Raw genomic sequence first — 16,113 nt, forward strand, 5'->3', positions numbered from 1 at the left:
GCTTAATGTAAGCCGCCTTGCGTTAGCGGTCGGTCGCTGTCATAGTCACTTAATGCAGGTCCACCTACATTAAGGAGCGTTCCCTGTGAAGCAGCTGCTCTTCCACGAGAACGAGAGCTTCTGGTTCGAAACGCTGCGGTCGCTGGGGCACAGCGCCTACGGCGGTGCGGACTTCGGAGAGGTTCTGTACACGGCCGGCCGGATCACGTCCGGCGACTACGACAGCTGGTACGACGAGTGGTCCGCGACCGCGGAGCGCCTGTGGGAGGTGGCCGTCGAGGCGCAGCGCGGTGGCCATGCCGTCACCGCACGGGACACCTACCTGCGCGCGTCGAACTACTACCGCACCGCGGAATTCTTCCTGCACGGCGACCCCGGCGACCCGCGGATCCGGACGGCGTACGACAAGTCCATCGACGCCTACCACCGCTTCGTGGACCTGTCAGGGCCCACCATCGAGCGGGTCGAGGTGCCGTACGAGAACACGACGCTGCCGGGCTACTTCTATCCGAGTCCGCTGCCCGGCCGTCAGCCGCTGATCGTGATGCACAACGGATTCGACGGCACGGCCGAGGAGTTGAGGTTCCTCGGCGCGCTCGCGGCACAGGAGCGCGGCTACCACGTGCTGTGCTTCGACGGCCCGGGACAGCCCGGCACGCGGCACTCCCAGGGACTGCTGTTCAGGCCGGACTGGGAGAACGTCGTCGGCCCCGTGATCGACTACGCGCTCGGCCGGCCGGAGGTCGACCCCGACAAGATCAGCCTTTACGGGGCCAGCCTCGGCGGGGAGCTGTGCGTCCGGGCCGCCGCCTTCGAACCCAGGCTGAAGGCGGTCATCGCCAACGACGGGGTGTACGACCTCGGTGCCTTCGCCATGAAGTTCGTCGGAGGTGACCGCGCGGAGGCCGAGCGGGCACTGACCGCCGAGTCGGCGCCCGAGACCGATGCCGCCATCGCCGCCGTGATGCGGAGCAACCCCAGTGCCCGCTGGGCGTTCGAACACGGGCAGTTCGTGATGGGCGGCGCCACGCCGCGGGAGTTCGCGGCGCGGATGCTGGACTACCACCTGCGCGACGGGATCGCGGAACGCGTGACGTGCGCCGTGCTGGTGTGCGAGGCGGCCGACGATCTGTTCTTCGACGGCCAGCCCGAACAGGTCCACAACGCGCTGACCACGTCGGACAAGACCCTGCTGCGGTTCACCGAAGAGGAGGGCGCCGACGCCCACTGCCATTTCGGCGCGCAGCGCTACGCGTTCGGCAAGATGCTCGACTGGCTCGACGACCGCACCCCGGTCAACCGCTGAGGGGAACGCCGGTTCCGGTTGCGCTGACCATCGGAACCGACGGAAACGGCAACGGCAAGGGAGGCGTGGAGAGTTGAGGCCGGCGGCTCACTTGCCGGGGCGGCCGGGGTGGCGGCTCGGGCTCTCCTCGCCGTCCTGGCCAGGTCGCGCGGCGGCCAGGGCGCGGTCGACGAGCATCTCGACGTCGTCGGGGGACGCGTAGCCCCACAGCGCCCGGAGGTAGAGCGGCGCGAGGATCAGGTCGAGCACCATGTCCACCGTCGGCGGGGTGTCGCCCTTCTCGGTCTCGCGGTCCAGCGCGCTCTGGATCTGCTCGACACGGCTCCGGAGGTAGTTCCTCGCGTACGGCGGTGTGTCCTCGGCAGGGGCGCCGAACGCGGGGGACACGGCGGCGGCCAGCGCTTTGAAGAAGGCGAACCCGTCGCCCCGTTGCAACTGCGCGGCGACGGCCTTCGCCCAGGTGAGCAGGTCGGCGCGGAGTTCACCGGTGTCAGGGAAGGGCGCCTCCTCGTTCAACTGGGCCGTGGCGACGTCGAGCACAAGCGACTCGATGGAACCCCAGCGGCGGTAGATCGTGACCTCGTGCACGCCGGAGAGTTCGGCGACCTCCCGTGCGGTGAGGTCCGTTCTGCCGTCGGCGAGGAGTTCCCGCACGGCGTCGTGCACGGACGCACGCGTCCGCGCCGTGCGGCCACCGGGGCGCCGCCGCGGAGCTGGGGAGGAAGCCGGGGACATGTCCTCAGGGTATCGGCTTCGGGGGAGGGATCTATCGCAGAGTTCGCCGGTGGCCCTTTGGCCTCCTTCGGGACCGGGGCGTTGTGTTGTCAGACGACCTGGGTGACCACACCTGGGATATCGAGGGTGGTGATGCGTGTGCCGTCGGGGGTGTGGCACTCGGAGACAGTCAGCCTTCTAAGGTTCTCGAAACGCGTGAAGGCGTGAGGGTCGTCGGGTACGACGCAATTTTCCATAAACAGGTGTGTCAACGAGGGTGGGGGGCTCTTGAGTGTCGTGAGCCATGCGTTCACGTCATGGTGGAGGAGAAAGAGGCTATTGAGACGGGCCATTGCTGCGAGCTCTGTGAAACCTAGCCCCGTGCACTCGTCGGCGCCGACCAGGTGCAACTCCTGCACGTCGGAGAGGGCGGTCAGCGGGCTCAGATCCGCTTCCGCCGCGATCCTGGCGAGGCTGAGGATTTTCAGTTGGGGAAGAAGGCGCAGGGTGTTCAGGTCCAGATCCTCCGGGAGGGGAAGCGCCAGCCAGTTCAGTTCCGTGAGGTCCGCGAGGGCCGAGACTCCTTCTGCCGTCCCGTAGCCGGACAACAGGAGTTGTTCCAGATCGCGCTGGTTCCGGAGGGGTGTCAGGTCAACGCCTTGCCTGGGAATATTCACCCACAGCCATTTGAGGGGCGGGAACCCAGCGAGAAACCCGAGTTCCCGTACGGGGTGGTAAATGTCAATGTGTGTCAGAGAACGCAACCGGCTTGCCGCCTGGATCTGGCCGGAATGATTGAGCGATACCGGGTGTTCCGCCAGCGGAAGCCGTGACAGAACGTCGTCCACGTAGCTATCCGCGTCGAAGTAGTCCCATGCGCGGATGAGTTCATCGACGACTCCATCACGCTCATCTCCCACGTACCCCGCCAACCGCTCCAAGCACTCCTCACCCCCGATCAGCGCCACGGTCCGTACCGTCTGCGCCGCGGCTTTCTCGGTCAGCTGTCCCAAAGATCGGGGCAGCCAGCGCAGCAGGCTGGGCCCCACCGCCGCCAGCGCCGGCGGGTCCGTCTTTCGTCTTGCCGGGAGCAGCTTGGCTATGGCTTGGTCCAGGCGGTCCGCGAGGTCGTCCGATACGGACGGCAGGGTTTCCTGGCAGGCTGCGGCCAGGAGACGGAGCGTGCGGGCGTGGCGGGGTTCGTCCTCGGCTCGGTCGAGGATGCCGCCGAGGAGTTCTTCCCGTTGGCGGGTGGTGGCGTGGCCCGCCACCATGATGATGGTCTCTCGCCACAGGTCCAGGTGTGCCCGGCCGACCAGGTTGCCGATGCGGTCCTCCTCCGTGGCCTCCTTGGCGGCGAGGTATTCCTGGAAGGTGCGGTGCACGAAGTCCATGCGGCCCTGAGCGGGGGAGCGGAGGATTCCGGAGCGGTGCCGTAGCTGCTCCAGGACCTGGTTGCCGTCCAGCACGTCCAGGTGGCGCAAGGCCCTCAGCTTTGCCGCGACGTATCCGGCCGCCCGCTCCAGGTCGATCTCGCTGCGGTTGTTGTCCGACAGCCGCCAGGCGAGGTCTCGCAGGATGACGAGTTTGTCGCTGAGGCTGAGCTTGCTGTCCACCGCGCTCGGTACGTTGCGGTCGGCGTCCCGGTCGTGGACGAGTGTGTGCAGGGCGTTTCGGTACAACTCCATGCGGTCGCGGGGGAGTTGGCGGCCCCTGTTCAGGTGCATCGCGCACAGCATGGCCGCCAGCAGCGGTGTGCCCGCCAGTGATTGGAGGTGGGCCCGGTCCTTGAGGCTGGTGAGCAGGGACTGCTCGTACTGGGGGAGTTCGTCCACGGAGCAGGGGAGCTCGCCGCCCAGTTCCCGTACGGCCTGGTGCCACTGGCGGACGAAGGCCGCCAGGTCCGGTGGGGTCATCCGGTCCAGGTGGAGGGCGGTGAAGTCCTCGCGGCGCAGCCAGTCCGCGCCGGCCGCCGCGGGGCGTGAGGTGACGACCACCCGTACGCCGTCGTACTGGCCCAGCAGCTTGCGCAGCCAGTCGCGTACCGCTCGGCGCTCCCGGTCGAGCAGTTCGTCCACGCCGTCGATCAGCAGCAGTGCCTTGCCACCGTGGAGCTGCCGCTCCACCCACCCTCTGGGCATGATCCCGGTGATGGGTCCGGCGATTCCGTCGAGCATCGCCTCCGGATCAGGAAGCGTGCGGTCGCTGTACTCACGCAGCTTGATGAGGAGGGGGGTGAGTCCGTTCCAGTCGGCCAGCTCACCCGTGAAAGCCCCGCGTGCCGCCATGACGGCCAGCCGGCGCAGCAAGGTCGTCTTGCCCGATCCTGCCTCGCCCCGCAGGAGAACCCGGGACGCACCGCTCAACGCGGCCTCGACCCGCATCCCGGAACCCTCGCCGCCGGCTTCTTCCCAGTCGCTCATGTCGGGCCTGAGCGCGGGCAGCGAGCGGGTGACGCGGCGGCGTTTCCCGTCGTCCCCGGTGGCCCGCAGGCTGACGTACGCGACGGACAGCCGTACCCGGGGCGCGGTCGCCTGATCGGATGTGCTCCGGAACAGCTCCACCTCGTCCAGGTCCCTGCTGACCAGTTCCAGGTAGGTACGGCGGAAAGCGGTGTCGTGGTCCGTGCCGTCCGGCGCGAAGAGCGAGCGGTCCGGGAGGCGCTCCAGGATTCGTGCCACCTCGGTGCCCAACGTGGCCGTCCGCACCAGCAGTTCCCCCGCTGCCCGCTCCTCGAAGACCGGCAGGCTGCGCACGATGCGGACGTAGTACTCGACGCACTCGGCGAAGAGCACCTCGTAGAGCCGGGTTTCCGCCTCGTTCAGGCCGACCGGTCCGCGTACGGAGCCGGTGATGTGGCGGACGAGTTCGGCCGGGCGGGCGTTCGCGGCGAGGAGCGCCTCGTCGGAGAGGTCGGCCCGTGTGAAGGTGTCGGCCACGCTGTCGATCACGGCCTGGCGACCGCCTTCCTCCAGGCGCTGGAACGCGTGCTTCAGGAACGGTTCCAGCCGGTCGAACACCGCGTTGGCGATGTGCTCGAACTGCTGCCTGACCTCGCGTTGAAGCCGTATGCCCGGCACCCGTAACCGGATCAGCTCATCCATCGGCAGCAGACGCTCCTGCTCGCGTTGCCTGCCCTTCAGCCATAGCTGGCCCGCCGCGTTCGCCACGGTCGTGCCCAGCCGTAACGCCGCCGTCTCCGCGAGCATGTGCACCCCTCCTCCATATGAACTCCTCCATATGAACCCAGGCATTGTGGCAGGGGGAGGACGGGAGCGGAGATCCACCTGGACCGTAGGGCGACGCCGAGTCCGCCGTCCCGTCAGGTGCCAGGCCGGAAGGCGAGCACTGTCACATGGCCCCCGAATCCCAGGGAGTTGCTCAGGGCCAGGGGGATGGTCTGGGTGCGGGGTGCGTCGGTGACCAGGTCGAGGGTGGGGGAGTCGGGGTCGGGGCGTTGGAAGTTGGCGGTGGGCGGGGCGTGGCCGTGCTTGACGGTCAGGGCGGTGAGTGCTGCCTCGATCGCTCCGGAGGCGCCCATGGTGTGGCCGAGTACGCCCTTGGCCGAGGTCACCGAGGTCACCGAGGGCCCGTCGGGGCCGAACAGCTGGGCCAGCGCGGTCGCCTCCGTACGGTCGTTGAGCGGTGTGCTGGTGCCGTGGGCGTTGATGTGGGCGACGTCGGACGCCGTGGCGCCGGCCGAGCGCAGGGCCTCCGCCGTCGCCAGGCGCAGGCCCCGGCACTCGGGGTCGGGGGCCACCGGGTGGTGGGCGTCGGCGGCGATGCCGTAGCCGGCCAGGTGGGCCTGGACCGGTGCCCGGCGGGCCGCGGCGTCCGCGGCGCGCTCCAGGACGAGCACGCCGGCGCCCTCGCCGAGTACGAAGCCGTCCCGGTCGGCGTCGAACGGCCGGGAGGCGCGGGCGGGTGCGTCCCGGCGTCGGGAGAGCGCCTTCATCCGCGCGAACGCGGTCGCGCACAGCGGGGTGACCATGGCGTCCGTACCGCCTGCCACCGCGACGTCGCAGGCCCCGGAGGAGAGCAGGAGCGCCGCCAGGGCCACCGCGGACGCGCCCGACGCGCAGGCCGTCGAGGTGTGCAGGACCGGGCCCCTGGCGCCGAGTGCGATGGCCACCTGCCCGGCCGCCATGTTGGGGAGGAAGGCGGGGAGGGTGAGCGGGGAGACGGCCTGCGGGCCGCTGTCGGTGAACTTGCGGAACTGGTCCTCGTAGGTGCCCACGCCGCCGGCCGCCGAGCCCAGGACCACCGCGATCCGGGCGGCGTCCCGGGCGGCCGGGCCCAACTCTGCTGCGGTGACCGCCTCGTGGGCGGCGGCCAGCGCGAACTGCGTGGCGCGGTCGTGCTGCCAGGGCCGGGGGCCCGGCACCCGGTCGCGCGGGTCGAAGCCGGGGACACGGCAGGAGAACGCGACGGGCAGGCCGGCGAGTTCGGGATCGGGTGCTGCGGTGCCCCGGCCTGCGCAGACCCCTTCCCAGGTGGCGGCGGTGCCGGAACCGGCCGGGGTGACCAGGCCGATTCCGGTGACCGCGAGCCCCGCGCCGTCGCCGGGAGCGCTCACCGCGGCGCTCCGTCGTGTTCGGCGTCGGCGGCGGGCAGTTGAGCCGTCACGGCCCGCGCCACCTGCGCCACGGTCAGCTCGGCGGCGGAGTCGTCATCCGCCAGCGGCACGCCCCAGCGTTCCTGGAGGGTGACGTACAGCTCGACGACGGCGAGGGAGTCCAACTCCAGCTCGGTGAGGGTCATTTCGGGGCGGATTACCTCGGCGTCCACCTCGAACTTGTCGGTGAGGACGGTCACGAGGTGGTCGTAGACAGCGGCCATGAGGGGTTCCTCCGCGTGGGTCGGGTGGTGGGAGAGGTGGTGGAGTCGGCGGTGCGGGGTTGTGGCGGGTGGTCGCAGGGGCGGGCCTTGGGCCAGGTCATGGCGGCCGATGCCCAGGTCAGTCCGCCGCCGAAGGCGGTCAGAAGGGTGGGGGTGCCGGGTGGGATCCGGCGGTGGGCCGCGGTGTCGGCGAGGGCCAGGGGGACGGAAGCGGCGGCGGTGTTGCCGACGTCGCGGAGATTGCCGTAGCGGTGTCGCGGCGGGATCCCGACCCGGTCGGCGACCGAGTCGAGGATGCGCTGGTTGGCCTGGTGGCCGATGAACGCCCCGACCGAGGCCGGTCGCCAGCCGGCCTTCGCCAGCACGGCGCGCGAGGAATCGGTCATCCGGCGCACCGCCTGCCCGTAGACCTCTCGGCCGCGCATCCGGAAATAGCGCTCCTCGCGGCTCATCCGGTGCGCGGGATCGGGCTGCCGTGCGCCGCCCGCGGTGATCGCGATGAGGTCGGCGCCGGTGCCGTCGGCGCCCCAGTCGGTGCCGGCGAGTGCGCCGGGTTCGGCGCGGTCGCCGGCCCGCAGCAGCACCGCGCCGGCGCCGTCCCCGAAGATCACCGCGGTGTCCCGGTCCAACGGGTCGACGATCCGGGAGTAGGTATCGGCGCCGATCACCAGCGGCCTGGCGCAGACCCCGGTGCGGACCAGGGCGGTGGCCACGACCAGGCCGTAGAGGAAGCCGGAGCAGACCGCGGCCAGGTCGAAGGCGGGCACGGTGCCGAGGCCCAGCCGGTCCGCGACCTCGGGCGCGGTCGCCGGGCAGCGCCGGTCGGGGGTGGTGGTGGCGACCAGCACCAGGTCCGCGCGGGCCGCGGCGGACTCCTGTGCGGCCCGGCCGGCGGCCACCGCGAGGTCGCCGGTGCTGATGTCGTCATCGGCCGCCCGGCGCCTGGCTATTCCGGTGCGGGAACGGATCCACGCGTCGCTGGTGTCCAGGACACCGCGGCGCCGCACGTCGTCGTTGGTCAGTACCCGCGGCGGCAGGCAACTGCCCAGGCCGACGATCACGGCTGGGGGGATCACCTTTGTCATGAGGGACGCTCCTCGGTGCGCGGGACGGTCAGGCGGGGAACGGGGAGGGTGGCTTGGCGATGCCGGCCAAGCCGCCGTCGGGGACACAGACCCCGCCGTCGAGCACCAGCGCCTGCCCGGTCAGGTAGGACGCGGCCGGCGAGGCGAGGAACAGCGCGGCGTGGGCGACTTCGTCCGGCTCCGCCCAGCGGCCCAGCGGAACGTGTGCGGTCAGCCAGTCCGACAGGGGTGCCAGGGAATGGGCGAAGGACGTCATGTCCGTCCGGGTCCAGCCGGGGCACAGGGCGTTGACCCGGATGCCCTGGCGCGCCCAGCCCACCGCCAGGCTGCGGGCCAGCGCGATCTGCGCCGCTTTGGAGGCGCCGTACGCCTCCATCCGCGGGGCGCCGACCACGCCGGCCAGCGAGGACGTCAGCACCACACTGGCCCGCGACGAGCCGATGAGGTGGGTGTGGGCACGCCGGCACAGTGCCGCGGTGGCGTTGAGGTTGACCGCCAGCACGTGGTCCCAGTCGGCCTGGTCGGATTCCTGGAGCGGGACCAAGGTGGGGGTGCCGTCCTCCTGGGCGGGCAGCACACCGGCGTTGTGGACCACGACGTCGAGGCCGCCGAGCGCGGTCGCCGCCTCGTCCACCACCCTCTCGGCGGCGCTCGACGCGGCGAGGTCACCGGGGACGAGCACCGCGGGGCGCCCCTCGTCCTCCACCAGCGCGGCGGTCTCCTTGAGCGCGCCCCGGCTGCGCGCGGACAGCGCCAGGTCGGCACCGGCACGGGCGAGCGCCAGCGCGGTGGCCTTGCCGATGCCCCGGGACGCGCCGGTGACCAGAGCGCGGGCACCGTCAAGCCGGAACGGGTCACGGTTCGTCGTCATGCGGAACTCCTTTGCGTACGGGGGTGGGGGAGGGGGCGCTCACGCGCGGGTGTGCAGCGGCGCCACGCGGATGGCGGGTGTACCGGTCCAGGTCAGCAGGGCGCTGCCCCAGGTCACCCCGGCGCCGAAGACGGCCAGCAGGATCCGGCCGCCGCGCGGCAGCTGTCCGCCGGCGGCGGCCCTGGCCAGGGCGTACGGGGCGCTGGCGGCACCGATGTTGCCGACCTCGTCGCCGACGATGACCAGCCGCCCGTCCGGGATGCCGATGTGCTCGCCCAGACCGCGCAGCAGGGCGGGGTTGGGCTGATGGGTGATGAACGCGTCGATGTCGGTCAGGCACAGGTCGTTGCGGTTCAGGGTCTCGCGCACGAGCCGGGGGAAGACGTCGGCGATGAAGTCCCGCACCGCGCGGCCGTCCATGTGGATGTGGTGCCCGCGTGCGTCGAGGGTGGCGGGTCCTGCCGGGGCGCGGCTGCCGCCGGCGGGGATGAGCACGTGGTGCGCGCCGGTGCCGTCCGAGCCGAGGTGGAAGTCGCTGAAGCCGGCGCCGTCCGGGACGGGCCCCAGCACCGTGGCGGCTGCGCCGTCCGCGAAGAGCACAGCCGTGGCCCGGTCGGTGGGGTCGAGGAACTTCGAGTACGCCTCCACGCCGACCACCGCTGCGTAGCGGGCGCCGCCGCTGCCGCGCAGCCAGTCGTGCGCGACCTTGGCGGCGAACAACCAGCCGGCGCAGGCCGCGCTGACGTCGAGGGCGACCGCGTTGCGGGCTCCGGTCAGCGCCTGGACGCGGCAGGCGGTGGAGGGGCCGAGTTCGTCCGGGGTGGAGGTGGCGGCGATCAGCACGTCGAGCTGGTCGATGTCGATGCCGGCGGCGGCCACCGCGGCGCGGACCGCGTCCGCCGCCAGGTCGGAAGCGGCCTGTTCGGGGGCGGCGATGTGCCGGGTGCGGACCCCGGTGCGCCGGTCGATCCACTCCGGGGTGACGCCGGCCGCGGCGGCGACGTCCGCGTTGCTGCGGGTGCCGTGCGGCAGGTAGCTGCCGGTGCCCAGAACTCCGATGTGCGGGGCGGGGGAGGGGCGGGAACTCATGACGGCCTTTCCGGTCACCGGGCGAGACGGGCGTGCAGGGCGGCGGCATAGTCGTCGGCGCCCAACGGCGCCGGGACGGCGTCCTGCGGTGCGCCCATCGCCTCGCACAGCAGGGGCAGATGGGGCAGCAGCCGGTCGCAGAGGCCGTCGATCACCTCGGGAAGGGCGCGGACGGCGGCCGGCGCGAGCGTGCCCGTCGCCAGCAGCCCGCCGGCCGACCGGCGCGCCTCCACGGCGCCGTACAGCGTCGCCAACGCCTCGGCGACGAAGCGGAGTTCGGGATCGCGGACGGATGCGACGGTGGCGGCCACCGCGTCCGCGACCAGCCGGGTGCCGTACGCCTCGCCGAGGTCGTGGGCCGCGGCCAGCAGCGGGTTCCACAGTCCAAGGCCCGTCCGGCCGGCCTGGGAGCGCTGCCGGACGGTCCGGGTGCGCCGCCGGACGGTCCGGTGCAGGTCGCTCTGCAACCGCGCCTCCTGGGCGCGGGCGACCGCGGGCCACCACCCGGAACGGTCAGCGGGCACGTCGGGCAGCGGCCCGGCCGGCTGTCCCCCGTCCTTCTCCTGGGCGAGTGTCCGCCCGGCGTCCATCAGGATCAACTGGCTGTCGCCGCCCGCGGTTTCGAAGACGTGGGTGCAACGGCGGTAGCCGTCGAGCCCGTTGGGGCCGAGGAAACCGGCGAGCCCGCAGCGATGCTGGCACTCACCGGCCACCCGGACGGCGCCGCGTACCGTGACCGCCTTGAGAACCGCCAGCGGCCGGTCCACCGCGGTCCACGGCGAGAAGGTCATCCCCTCGGTGCGCGGCCCAAAGGCGCAGCGGTCGTCGGCGGCGGGCCGGCGGGCCCACAGGTCCTGCGCGCTCCGCCCGGCGCAGGTCAGCGCGAACGATTCGGCCAGCGCCCCGAGCAGGGCGTGCTGCTGGTTGCGCAGGTCCAGCAGGCGGGCGCCTGGCGCCAGCCGGCCGTGCGCCCGGCGGTGCACGGAGAAGCGCAGTGCCTGCACGGAACACTGGCGGGCCACGGCGGCGACCGCCGACGGCAGCGTCGCCCACAGGGTCTGGCCGACGGACAGGGTCCGCGCCAGCCGGGCGTCCGGACCGCCGAGCGGATCGTGGAAGGCGTCGTCCGCGTCGATGCGCGCCCCGTCGCGCAGCCACTGCCGGTACGGCACCCGGACGCCGTCGAACCGCACCAGCGCGTAATCCAGCGGCAGCGAAGGCGCCTCGACGGTGGGGGAGACCGTCACACCGGGCAGCGGGCCCGCGTCGTCGGTGAGTTCCACGACGAACGAGAACACCCCGCGGTCGCTCCCGCCGGCCTGGAGGCGGGCGCACACCACGGCGGTCTGCGGCACGCCTGACCCGCCGACGCCGGAGAACTTCGCCGCGCCGGCCGACGGCGTGCTCAGCACGAACTCCCCGGTGGCCGGGTCGAACCGGGCGGTGGTCCGGATACCGAGCTGGCTGCTGGCGTCCCCGATCTCGGTCAGCAGGAACAGGCCCTTGGTGCGGCCGGTGGCCAGGGCGCGCCACGGTGCGCCGATCCCCGCCGGGTCGTCGGTCAGGGCCACGACGGACCTCAGGCACAGGACGTAGTGGTTGATGACGGCCATGTAGAGGGGAGGCTCGACGAGCGCCGCGCACTCGCTGAGCACCGCCAGCTGCTCCGGATCGCGGAGCAGCTCGGCCACCGGCGGCAGGTTGCCGGCGAGCAGCCGCAGCCGCCGGTGCACGTGGCGGGCGCGGTCATCGGTGCCGTCGGCCGACGGTGTGCGGTCGGCGGCCAGGGCGGTCAGCAAACGGTCGCGCAGGGCGGTGCCGGAGGGGGAACCGCCGATGAGGTCGGCCAGTTCACCGGGCGGCGCGGTACGGGTGATCATCGTGATGGCTCCAAAGTGCGCTGGGCGAGGGGTGGTTGGCCGATCCGGATCGGGGCGGCGGCCAGGGGAAGGCGGGCTCGGCGAGCGGCGCGTGTGCGGTGGCCGTGCCGGGCGGCAGGATCTGCCGGATGTTGCGGGTCAGCGCCCGGCCGGTGCCCGCCTCGACGAACACGGCGCGGCCGGCGGCTGCCCGACGGAGTACCGGTGGCATCCGCACGGGGTGGACCAGGCAGTCGGCCAGCCCCCGGCGGACGTCGTCCCCGGGGCCGTAGGGGCCGCCGCGGACCGCGGAGAGGACCGGCAGCCGGGCCTGATGCGCGGCGAGCGGCCCGATCGCGGCGGCGAAGGCATCCGCCGGCCCGGTCAGCGAGGGGTGGTGGGAGGCGAACGGCAGCCGCAGCCGGGACGCCGTGACGCCGCGCCGCCCGGCCAGCTCCTCCAGCGCCCGCAGGTCCGGCAGCGGGCCGCTGACGACGGTCTCCCCGGGGCCGTTCACGCACGCCACCGCCAGATCCGTGCGACAGGAGGCGCGCAGCAGCTCCCGCGTGGCGTCCTCCCCGGCGTCGAGCACCGTCATCCCCCCTTCGCAGCGGGCGAGTTGACGTGCCAGCAGGCACGCGATCCGGGCGCCTTCGGTGAGCGTGAAAACCCCGGCCGCGGTGAGGGCGGCGATCTCCCCGAAGCTCACCCCGAGCACCTGGTCGGGGCCGAACCCGGCGGAGCACAGGGCGCGGTGCACCGCCATCGATGAGCAGTACAGGGCCAGTTGCGGCGTCCCGAGCGGTCCGGCCGCCAGCGTCCTTCCACTGGGCGGATCCTCGCCCAGTAATTCCTTTGTCAGGGGCGGGATACCGAATGCGGCGCCCACCTCCTCGGTTTCTTCGAATACCTCGCGCACGCCATTTCGCACGCCGGCATGTTCCCGAAGTGCCCGTACCAACGGGCTTATTGCGAAATCCCCCTGCCCCGGAAAGACATGGACGATCTGCGGCGGTGCAAGGTCGTCATTCACAGGGGTGACCACGGTTCGGCCACGCATTTCCGCACCTCATTTCCGGCGGTTTCCGGTCGATGTCGTGCCATTCAACATCGGCTGCCGGTGTCATGCCCGTGGATTCACGGACGGGACTGTTGAAGGGCGTGAAACCGCAGACCGCGGACCCGTCTCAGGAGGGTGCGGAGGGTGACGCCACGGGGAATGCCCGGTGCAACACCGCGTTCGCCGCCTGGAGTTTACGGAACGGCGTCAGGAGTTGCCGCATACGGTCCGCTGCCTGATCCGCCGAGCCCGAGCGCAGCTGGGCGTGGTGATCGAGAAAGGAATTCCAGGCGGTACAGGCTTCTTCCACGTGCCCGAGCCCGACGAGGATTTCCGCGAGCTGGGCGTGGCTGAGCGCCATTCCCCGGTGGTCAGCCCCCGGCCGGCGCGCCAGGGAGTTGGTCAGCGCGGTGCGCGCGGCCGACAGGTCGCCCGTGTACCGGAGTACCTCCGACCGCTGGAATTCCAGGGAACCCGGCGAGTACGTGGTGAAGGGCTCAGCCGTGCCGGCACCGGCACCCTTGGCCAGTGCGTCCTCGGCGCCTGCCATCGACGCACGCGCCGACCTGTGCCGTCCGCAGGCCGCCTGCGCCACCGCCAGCTGGGACAGCAGAAACGCCCTGGCCGGGCCATCGGGCGCCCTGCGGGTTGCGGCAGCCGCCGCCTCGGCCGCGTGCAGCGCGCTCTGCCGGTGCCCCAGCGTGAGCCCCTGAGCGCTCAGCCCGCGCAGCACGACGGCACGGGCCATCGCGTCCCCGGACTCGTCCGCGAGCCGCAGCGCGGTGCCGAAGTGCTGCTGCGCGAGCCCGTGGACGGCGGTGTCCTGGTGCATCCGCGCCAGCAGGAACGACAGCCTGGACGCCTCCACCAACAGCCCGCGGCGCGGTGCGCCGTCGTCCTGCTCGCGCAGCAACGGCGCGATGTCATCCGCGAGGTACGCGGCGAGTGCCGTGCGTGCCCGCTGCCCGCCGTGCGCGTCGAAGGAGGTGGAGAAGAACCGCACCGCGAGCCGGACGGCGCCGAGTTCGTCGTCGGCGTCGTAGGTGACGTGCGGCGTCCCCGGGGCCGGCGCCAAGGCCGTGGACCGGGCCAACTGCGCCAACTCCGCCTCCCGGTACGGCAAGAGCCGGGTGGCGGCCCGGCGCGCCGGGTCGTTCTCCATGCCGCACAGCTCGGTGAGCACGGTCCCTATCGGCGTGTTGAACCCGGGGAGCCGGCCGGCCGCGGGGCCGACGGCCTCACCGTCGAGCCCGGTGGCGGCAGGGGAGACCGCGCGGCCCAGGCGGCGGGTGAACGCCTCGGCTATCAGATCCGGTACCGGGGGCACCGGGCGCGTCCCACTGAGCCAGTGGGCGACGGCCGTTCGGTCGTAATTCAGGTCGAGATCGATTTCCGCGGCGAGGGCGTTGACCGCACGTGCCAGCGCGGCCTGCGGCCAGCGGGCCTCGGTGAGCAGGCCCCGCAACTTCTCGTTCCGGCGACGGGACGGCGCCACTTACGGCTCCCGCCGCCGAGGCGCGGATTCCGGCCCGACGATCAGGCCCGCGGCATTCGACATGATGTCCTCTGCCGCACGGAGAGCGACGGGAGGAGAGAGGAAACGGGAGAATCTGACGTGACGAAGGAAGTCCATGGAGAGTGTTGTCCGTTACTGGGAATGCCGTTGCTGCTGGGTTCTGTTGGATGTGTGCCCGCCTTCGCCGCTTCGTGACGGTGCCTGCGCATTCCTCCGATGCGGCCTTGTGGTGGCCGAGAGGCACCCTTGCGAACCGTTCATCCGTAGACAAGGGCCGTGCACCAAAGGAACCATGAATCGAGCCTGGGTGGAACATCTGATCGCAGCGGGAAGCGTGAAAGTGTTGAAAGTCGCTGCCGTGACACCAAGTGCTCACTGAGGTTATCCGGCCTGACCAGTGAGCGAGGAAGACAGCCCATGACGCCTCCGCGCCACCCCAACCGTATGCCAGTGGTCCGGTCGGCAGAGGCCGACCGGACCGCCACCGACGTCTCCCGGGCCGGCAACGCTCCGGGCGCCGAGCGGGCCGCCCCCGACCCCGCGGCACTGAGCGCCGCGCTGCGCGGCAGCGACCCGGCCCACCGCCTGGCAGCCCTCTGCCACGCCGACGCCGATCCCGCCCGACGGGCAGCCCTCGCGCGAGCCGTACGCGCCACCCCGCCGCCGACGTTCACCAGGTGGGACGCCCGGCCCCCGGAACCCACCCCGGCCGACCCGCGCACGCCCCGGGCATCCGCCGCCGCCCCGGCCCGTCTGGAGGCGATGGCGTACCGCACCGCTCTCATGGGGGAGCGGTACGGCGGCGCCCACGGCCGTTCGGCGCTGGCAGGGTTTCTCGCCACGGACGTGGCGCCGCTGCTGATCGCGCCGTCGGCCCACCCCGCGGACCGCCGCTCCCTGCTCACCTGCGCCGCCCAGCTCACCCTCCTGCTCGCAGGACGCACCGACGAGACCGGCCACCCGGCGCTCGCCCGGCACTACTACGACATCGCCCTCGGCCTGGCACACGCCGCCGGGGAGGCCGCCTCCTACACGATCATCCTGCGCTGTCTGAGCGTGCAGACACACCAACTGGGCGACCACCACCGGGCCGTGGCCCTGAGCGATGAGGCCGTCGATCTCGCCGGAGCCGCAGTGCCCCACGCCGTCCGTGCCTTCCTCCATGCCGGGCGCGCGGTGGTACGGGCCGCTGCAGGCCAACACCGCGAGGCAGCCGCTGACCTGCTCGCCGCCGAGCAGCACCTGGCGCGCACCCAAGGCCCCGAAGGCCCCTTCACCAGCTATCCGGAGACCGCCCTGCGCTACCAACGGGCCGAGGTGCTCTCGCGCCTGGGTGAGCACAAGTCGGCCCTGGTCGAGCTGGAGAACTCCCTGGCCTGCCGGCCCGCCGACCACCACAAGGCCCGCGCCCTGCTGCACGCCCGGCTCGCGCACACCCTGCTCGCCCTGCACGAGATCGACGGGGCGGTGGACCACTCCTTCCAGGCCCTGCGCCACCACCGGCAGTTGGCCGCCGGCTCCGCCCACGGCATGCTGCCGCGTCTCGCCCGCCGTCTCCAGCCCTACCAAAGCACCCCGCACGTCAGGGACTTCCGGGAGTGTCTGCGGGCGACCGTGCGGTGAGCCCGGCCGGCTCCTTCCCTCGGGAGCCGTCGCCCCGCGCGGTCGCCGAGCGGCACTCCTCCCCGCTGCCTTCCACCGGCACCGCGGGAAAGCCACCCAGCAGCACCATCGCCATGTCTACGGGATCGGTCATAAAGGAATAAGTCGGTCA

Annotated in this window: 12 protein-coding genes; 2 read left to right on the forward strand and 10 right to left on the reverse strand. The window is 72.2% G+C overall.

Features of this window, described 5'->3' with window-relative positions; genetic code table 11:
- Positions 1 to 85: 85 nt before the first annotated feature.
- Positions 86 to 1,306 (forward strand): alpha/beta hydrolase family protein, encoded by a 1,221-nt coding sequence (locus tag ACGFNI_RS24940; protein WP_393686855.1) that lies wholly within the window; start codon positions 86 to 88, stop codon positions 1,304 to 1,306.
- A gap of 87 nt (positions 1,307 to 1,393) precedes the next feature.
- Here ACGFNI_RS24940 and ACGFNI_RS24945 read toward each other — a convergent pair whose 3' ends face one another.
- From ACGFNI_RS24945 to ACGFNI_RS24990, 10 genes are all read right to left on the reverse strand, one after another.
- Entirely contained in the window at positions 1,394 to 2,041 is a 648-nt protein-coding gene (locus ACGFNI_RS24945) for a TetR/AcrR family transcriptional regulator C-terminal ligand-binding domain-containing protein (protein ID WP_393686856.1), read from the reverse strand.
- 89 nt (positions 2,042 to 2,130) lie between these two features.
- The gene (locus ACGFNI_RS24950) at positions 2,131 to 5,229 is read right to left on the reverse strand and encodes an NACHT domain-containing protein (RefSeq protein ID WP_393686857.1); all 3,099 of its coding nucleotides are present in this window, start codon (positions 5,227 to 5,229) and stop codon (positions 2,131 to 2,133) included.
- A 113-nt stretch (positions 5,230 to 5,342) separates the two neighbouring features.
- Complete coding sequence (locus ACGFNI_RS24955) at positions 5,343 to 6,596, reverse strand: beta-ketoacyl-[acyl-carrier-protein] synthase family protein (protein WP_393686858.1); 1,254 nt, start codon at positions 6,594 to 6,596, stop codon at positions 5,343 to 5,345.
- Positions 6,593 to 6,859, reverse strand: a complete 267-nt coding sequence (locus ACGFNI_RS24960; protein WP_393686859.1) for an acyl carrier protein — start codon at positions 6,857 to 6,859, stop codon at positions 6,593 to 6,595. The genes ACGFNI_RS24955 and ACGFNI_RS24960 overlap by 4 nt, the downstream gene beginning before the upstream one ends.
- Positions 6,832 to 7,944, reverse strand: a complete 1,113-nt coding sequence (locus tag ACGFNI_RS24965) for a beta-ketoacyl-ACP synthase III (RefSeq protein ID WP_393686860.1) — start codon at positions 7,942 to 7,944, stop codon at positions 6,832 to 6,834. Before ACGFNI_RS24965 ends, ACGFNI_RS24960 begins: the two co-directional genes overlap by 28 nt.
- A 28-nt stretch (positions 7,945 to 7,972) precedes the next feature.
- The gene (locus tag ACGFNI_RS24970) at positions 7,973 to 8,815 is read right to left on the reverse strand and encodes an SDR family NAD(P)-dependent oxidoreductase (RefSeq protein ID WP_393686861.1); all 843 of its coding nucleotides are present in this window, start codon (positions 8,813 to 8,815) and stop codon (positions 7,973 to 7,975) included.
- A 39-nt stretch (positions 8,816 to 8,854) separates the two neighbouring features.
- The gene (locus ACGFNI_RS24975) at positions 8,855 to 9,904 is read right to left on the reverse strand and encodes a 3-oxoacyl-ACP synthase III family protein (protein ID WP_393686862.1); all 1,050 of its coding nucleotides are present in this window, start codon (positions 9,902 to 9,904) and stop codon (positions 8,855 to 8,857) included.
- Positions 9,905 to 9,918: 14 nt separating this feature from the next.
- Positions 9,919 to 11,784, reverse strand: coding sequence for an acyl-CoA dehydrogenase (locus ACGFNI_RS24980; RefSeq protein ID WP_393686863.1), 1,866 nt, complete (start codon positions 11,782 to 11,784; stop codon positions 9,919 to 9,921).
- Complete coding sequence (locus ACGFNI_RS24985) at positions 11,756 to 12,694, reverse strand: acyltransferase domain-containing protein (protein WP_393686864.1); 939 nt, start codon at positions 12,692 to 12,694, stop codon at positions 11,756 to 11,758. Before ACGFNI_RS24985 ends, ACGFNI_RS24980 begins: the two co-directional genes overlap by 29 nt.
- 256 nt (positions 12,695 to 12,950) lie before the next feature.
- A complete protein-coding gene (locus ACGFNI_RS24990) occupies positions 12,951 to 14,318 on the reverse strand; it encodes a hypothetical protein (protein WP_393686865.1) in 1,368 nt (455 codons plus the stop codon).
- Between the two features lie 471 nt (positions 14,319 to 14,789).
- On the opposite strand from ACGFNI_RS24990, the gene ACGFNI_RS24995 reads away from it, so the two are divergent.
- Positions 14,790 to 15,962, forward strand: a complete 1,173-nt coding sequence (locus tag ACGFNI_RS24995) for a hypothetical protein (protein ID WP_393686866.1) — start codon at positions 14,790 to 14,792, stop codon at positions 15,960 to 15,962.
- Positions 15,963 to 16,113: the final 151 nt, after the last annotated feature.

This window comes from Streptomyces sp. NPDC048644 (assembly GCF_043199105.1).
Classification (GTDB): domain Bacteria; phylum Actinomycetota; class Actinomycetes; order Streptomycetales; family Streptomycetaceae; genus Streptomyces.

Coding starts and splice junctions, on each gene's coding strand:
- ACGFNI_RS24980 (WP_393686863.1), bottom strand. CDS start 11,784: ATGATCACCCGTACCGCGCCGCCCGGTGAACTGGCCGACCTCATCGGC.
- ACGFNI_RS24950 (WP_393686857.1), bottom strand. CDS start 5,229: ATGCTCGCGGAGACGGCGGCGTTACGGCTGGGCACGACCGTGGCGAAC.
- ACGFNI_RS24975 (WP_393686862.1), bottom strand. CDS start 9,904: ATGAGTTCCCGCCCCTCCCCCGCCCCGCACATCGGAGTTCTGGGCACC.
- ACGFNI_RS24965 (WP_393686860.1), bottom strand. CDS start 7,944: ATGACAAAGGTGATCCCCCCAGCCGTGATCGTCGGCCTGGGCAGTTGC.
- ACGFNI_RS24945 (WP_393686856.1), bottom strand. CDS start 2,041: ATGTCCCCGGCTTCCTCCCCAGCTCCGCGGCGGCGCCCCGGTGGCCGC.
- ACGFNI_RS24960 (WP_393686859.1), bottom strand. CDS start 6,859: ATGGCCGCTGTCTACGACCACCTCGTGACCGTCCTCACCGACAAGTTC.
- ACGFNI_RS24970 (WP_393686861.1), bottom strand. CDS start 8,815: ATGACGACGAACCGTGACCCGTTCCGGCTTGACGGTGCCCGCGCTCTG.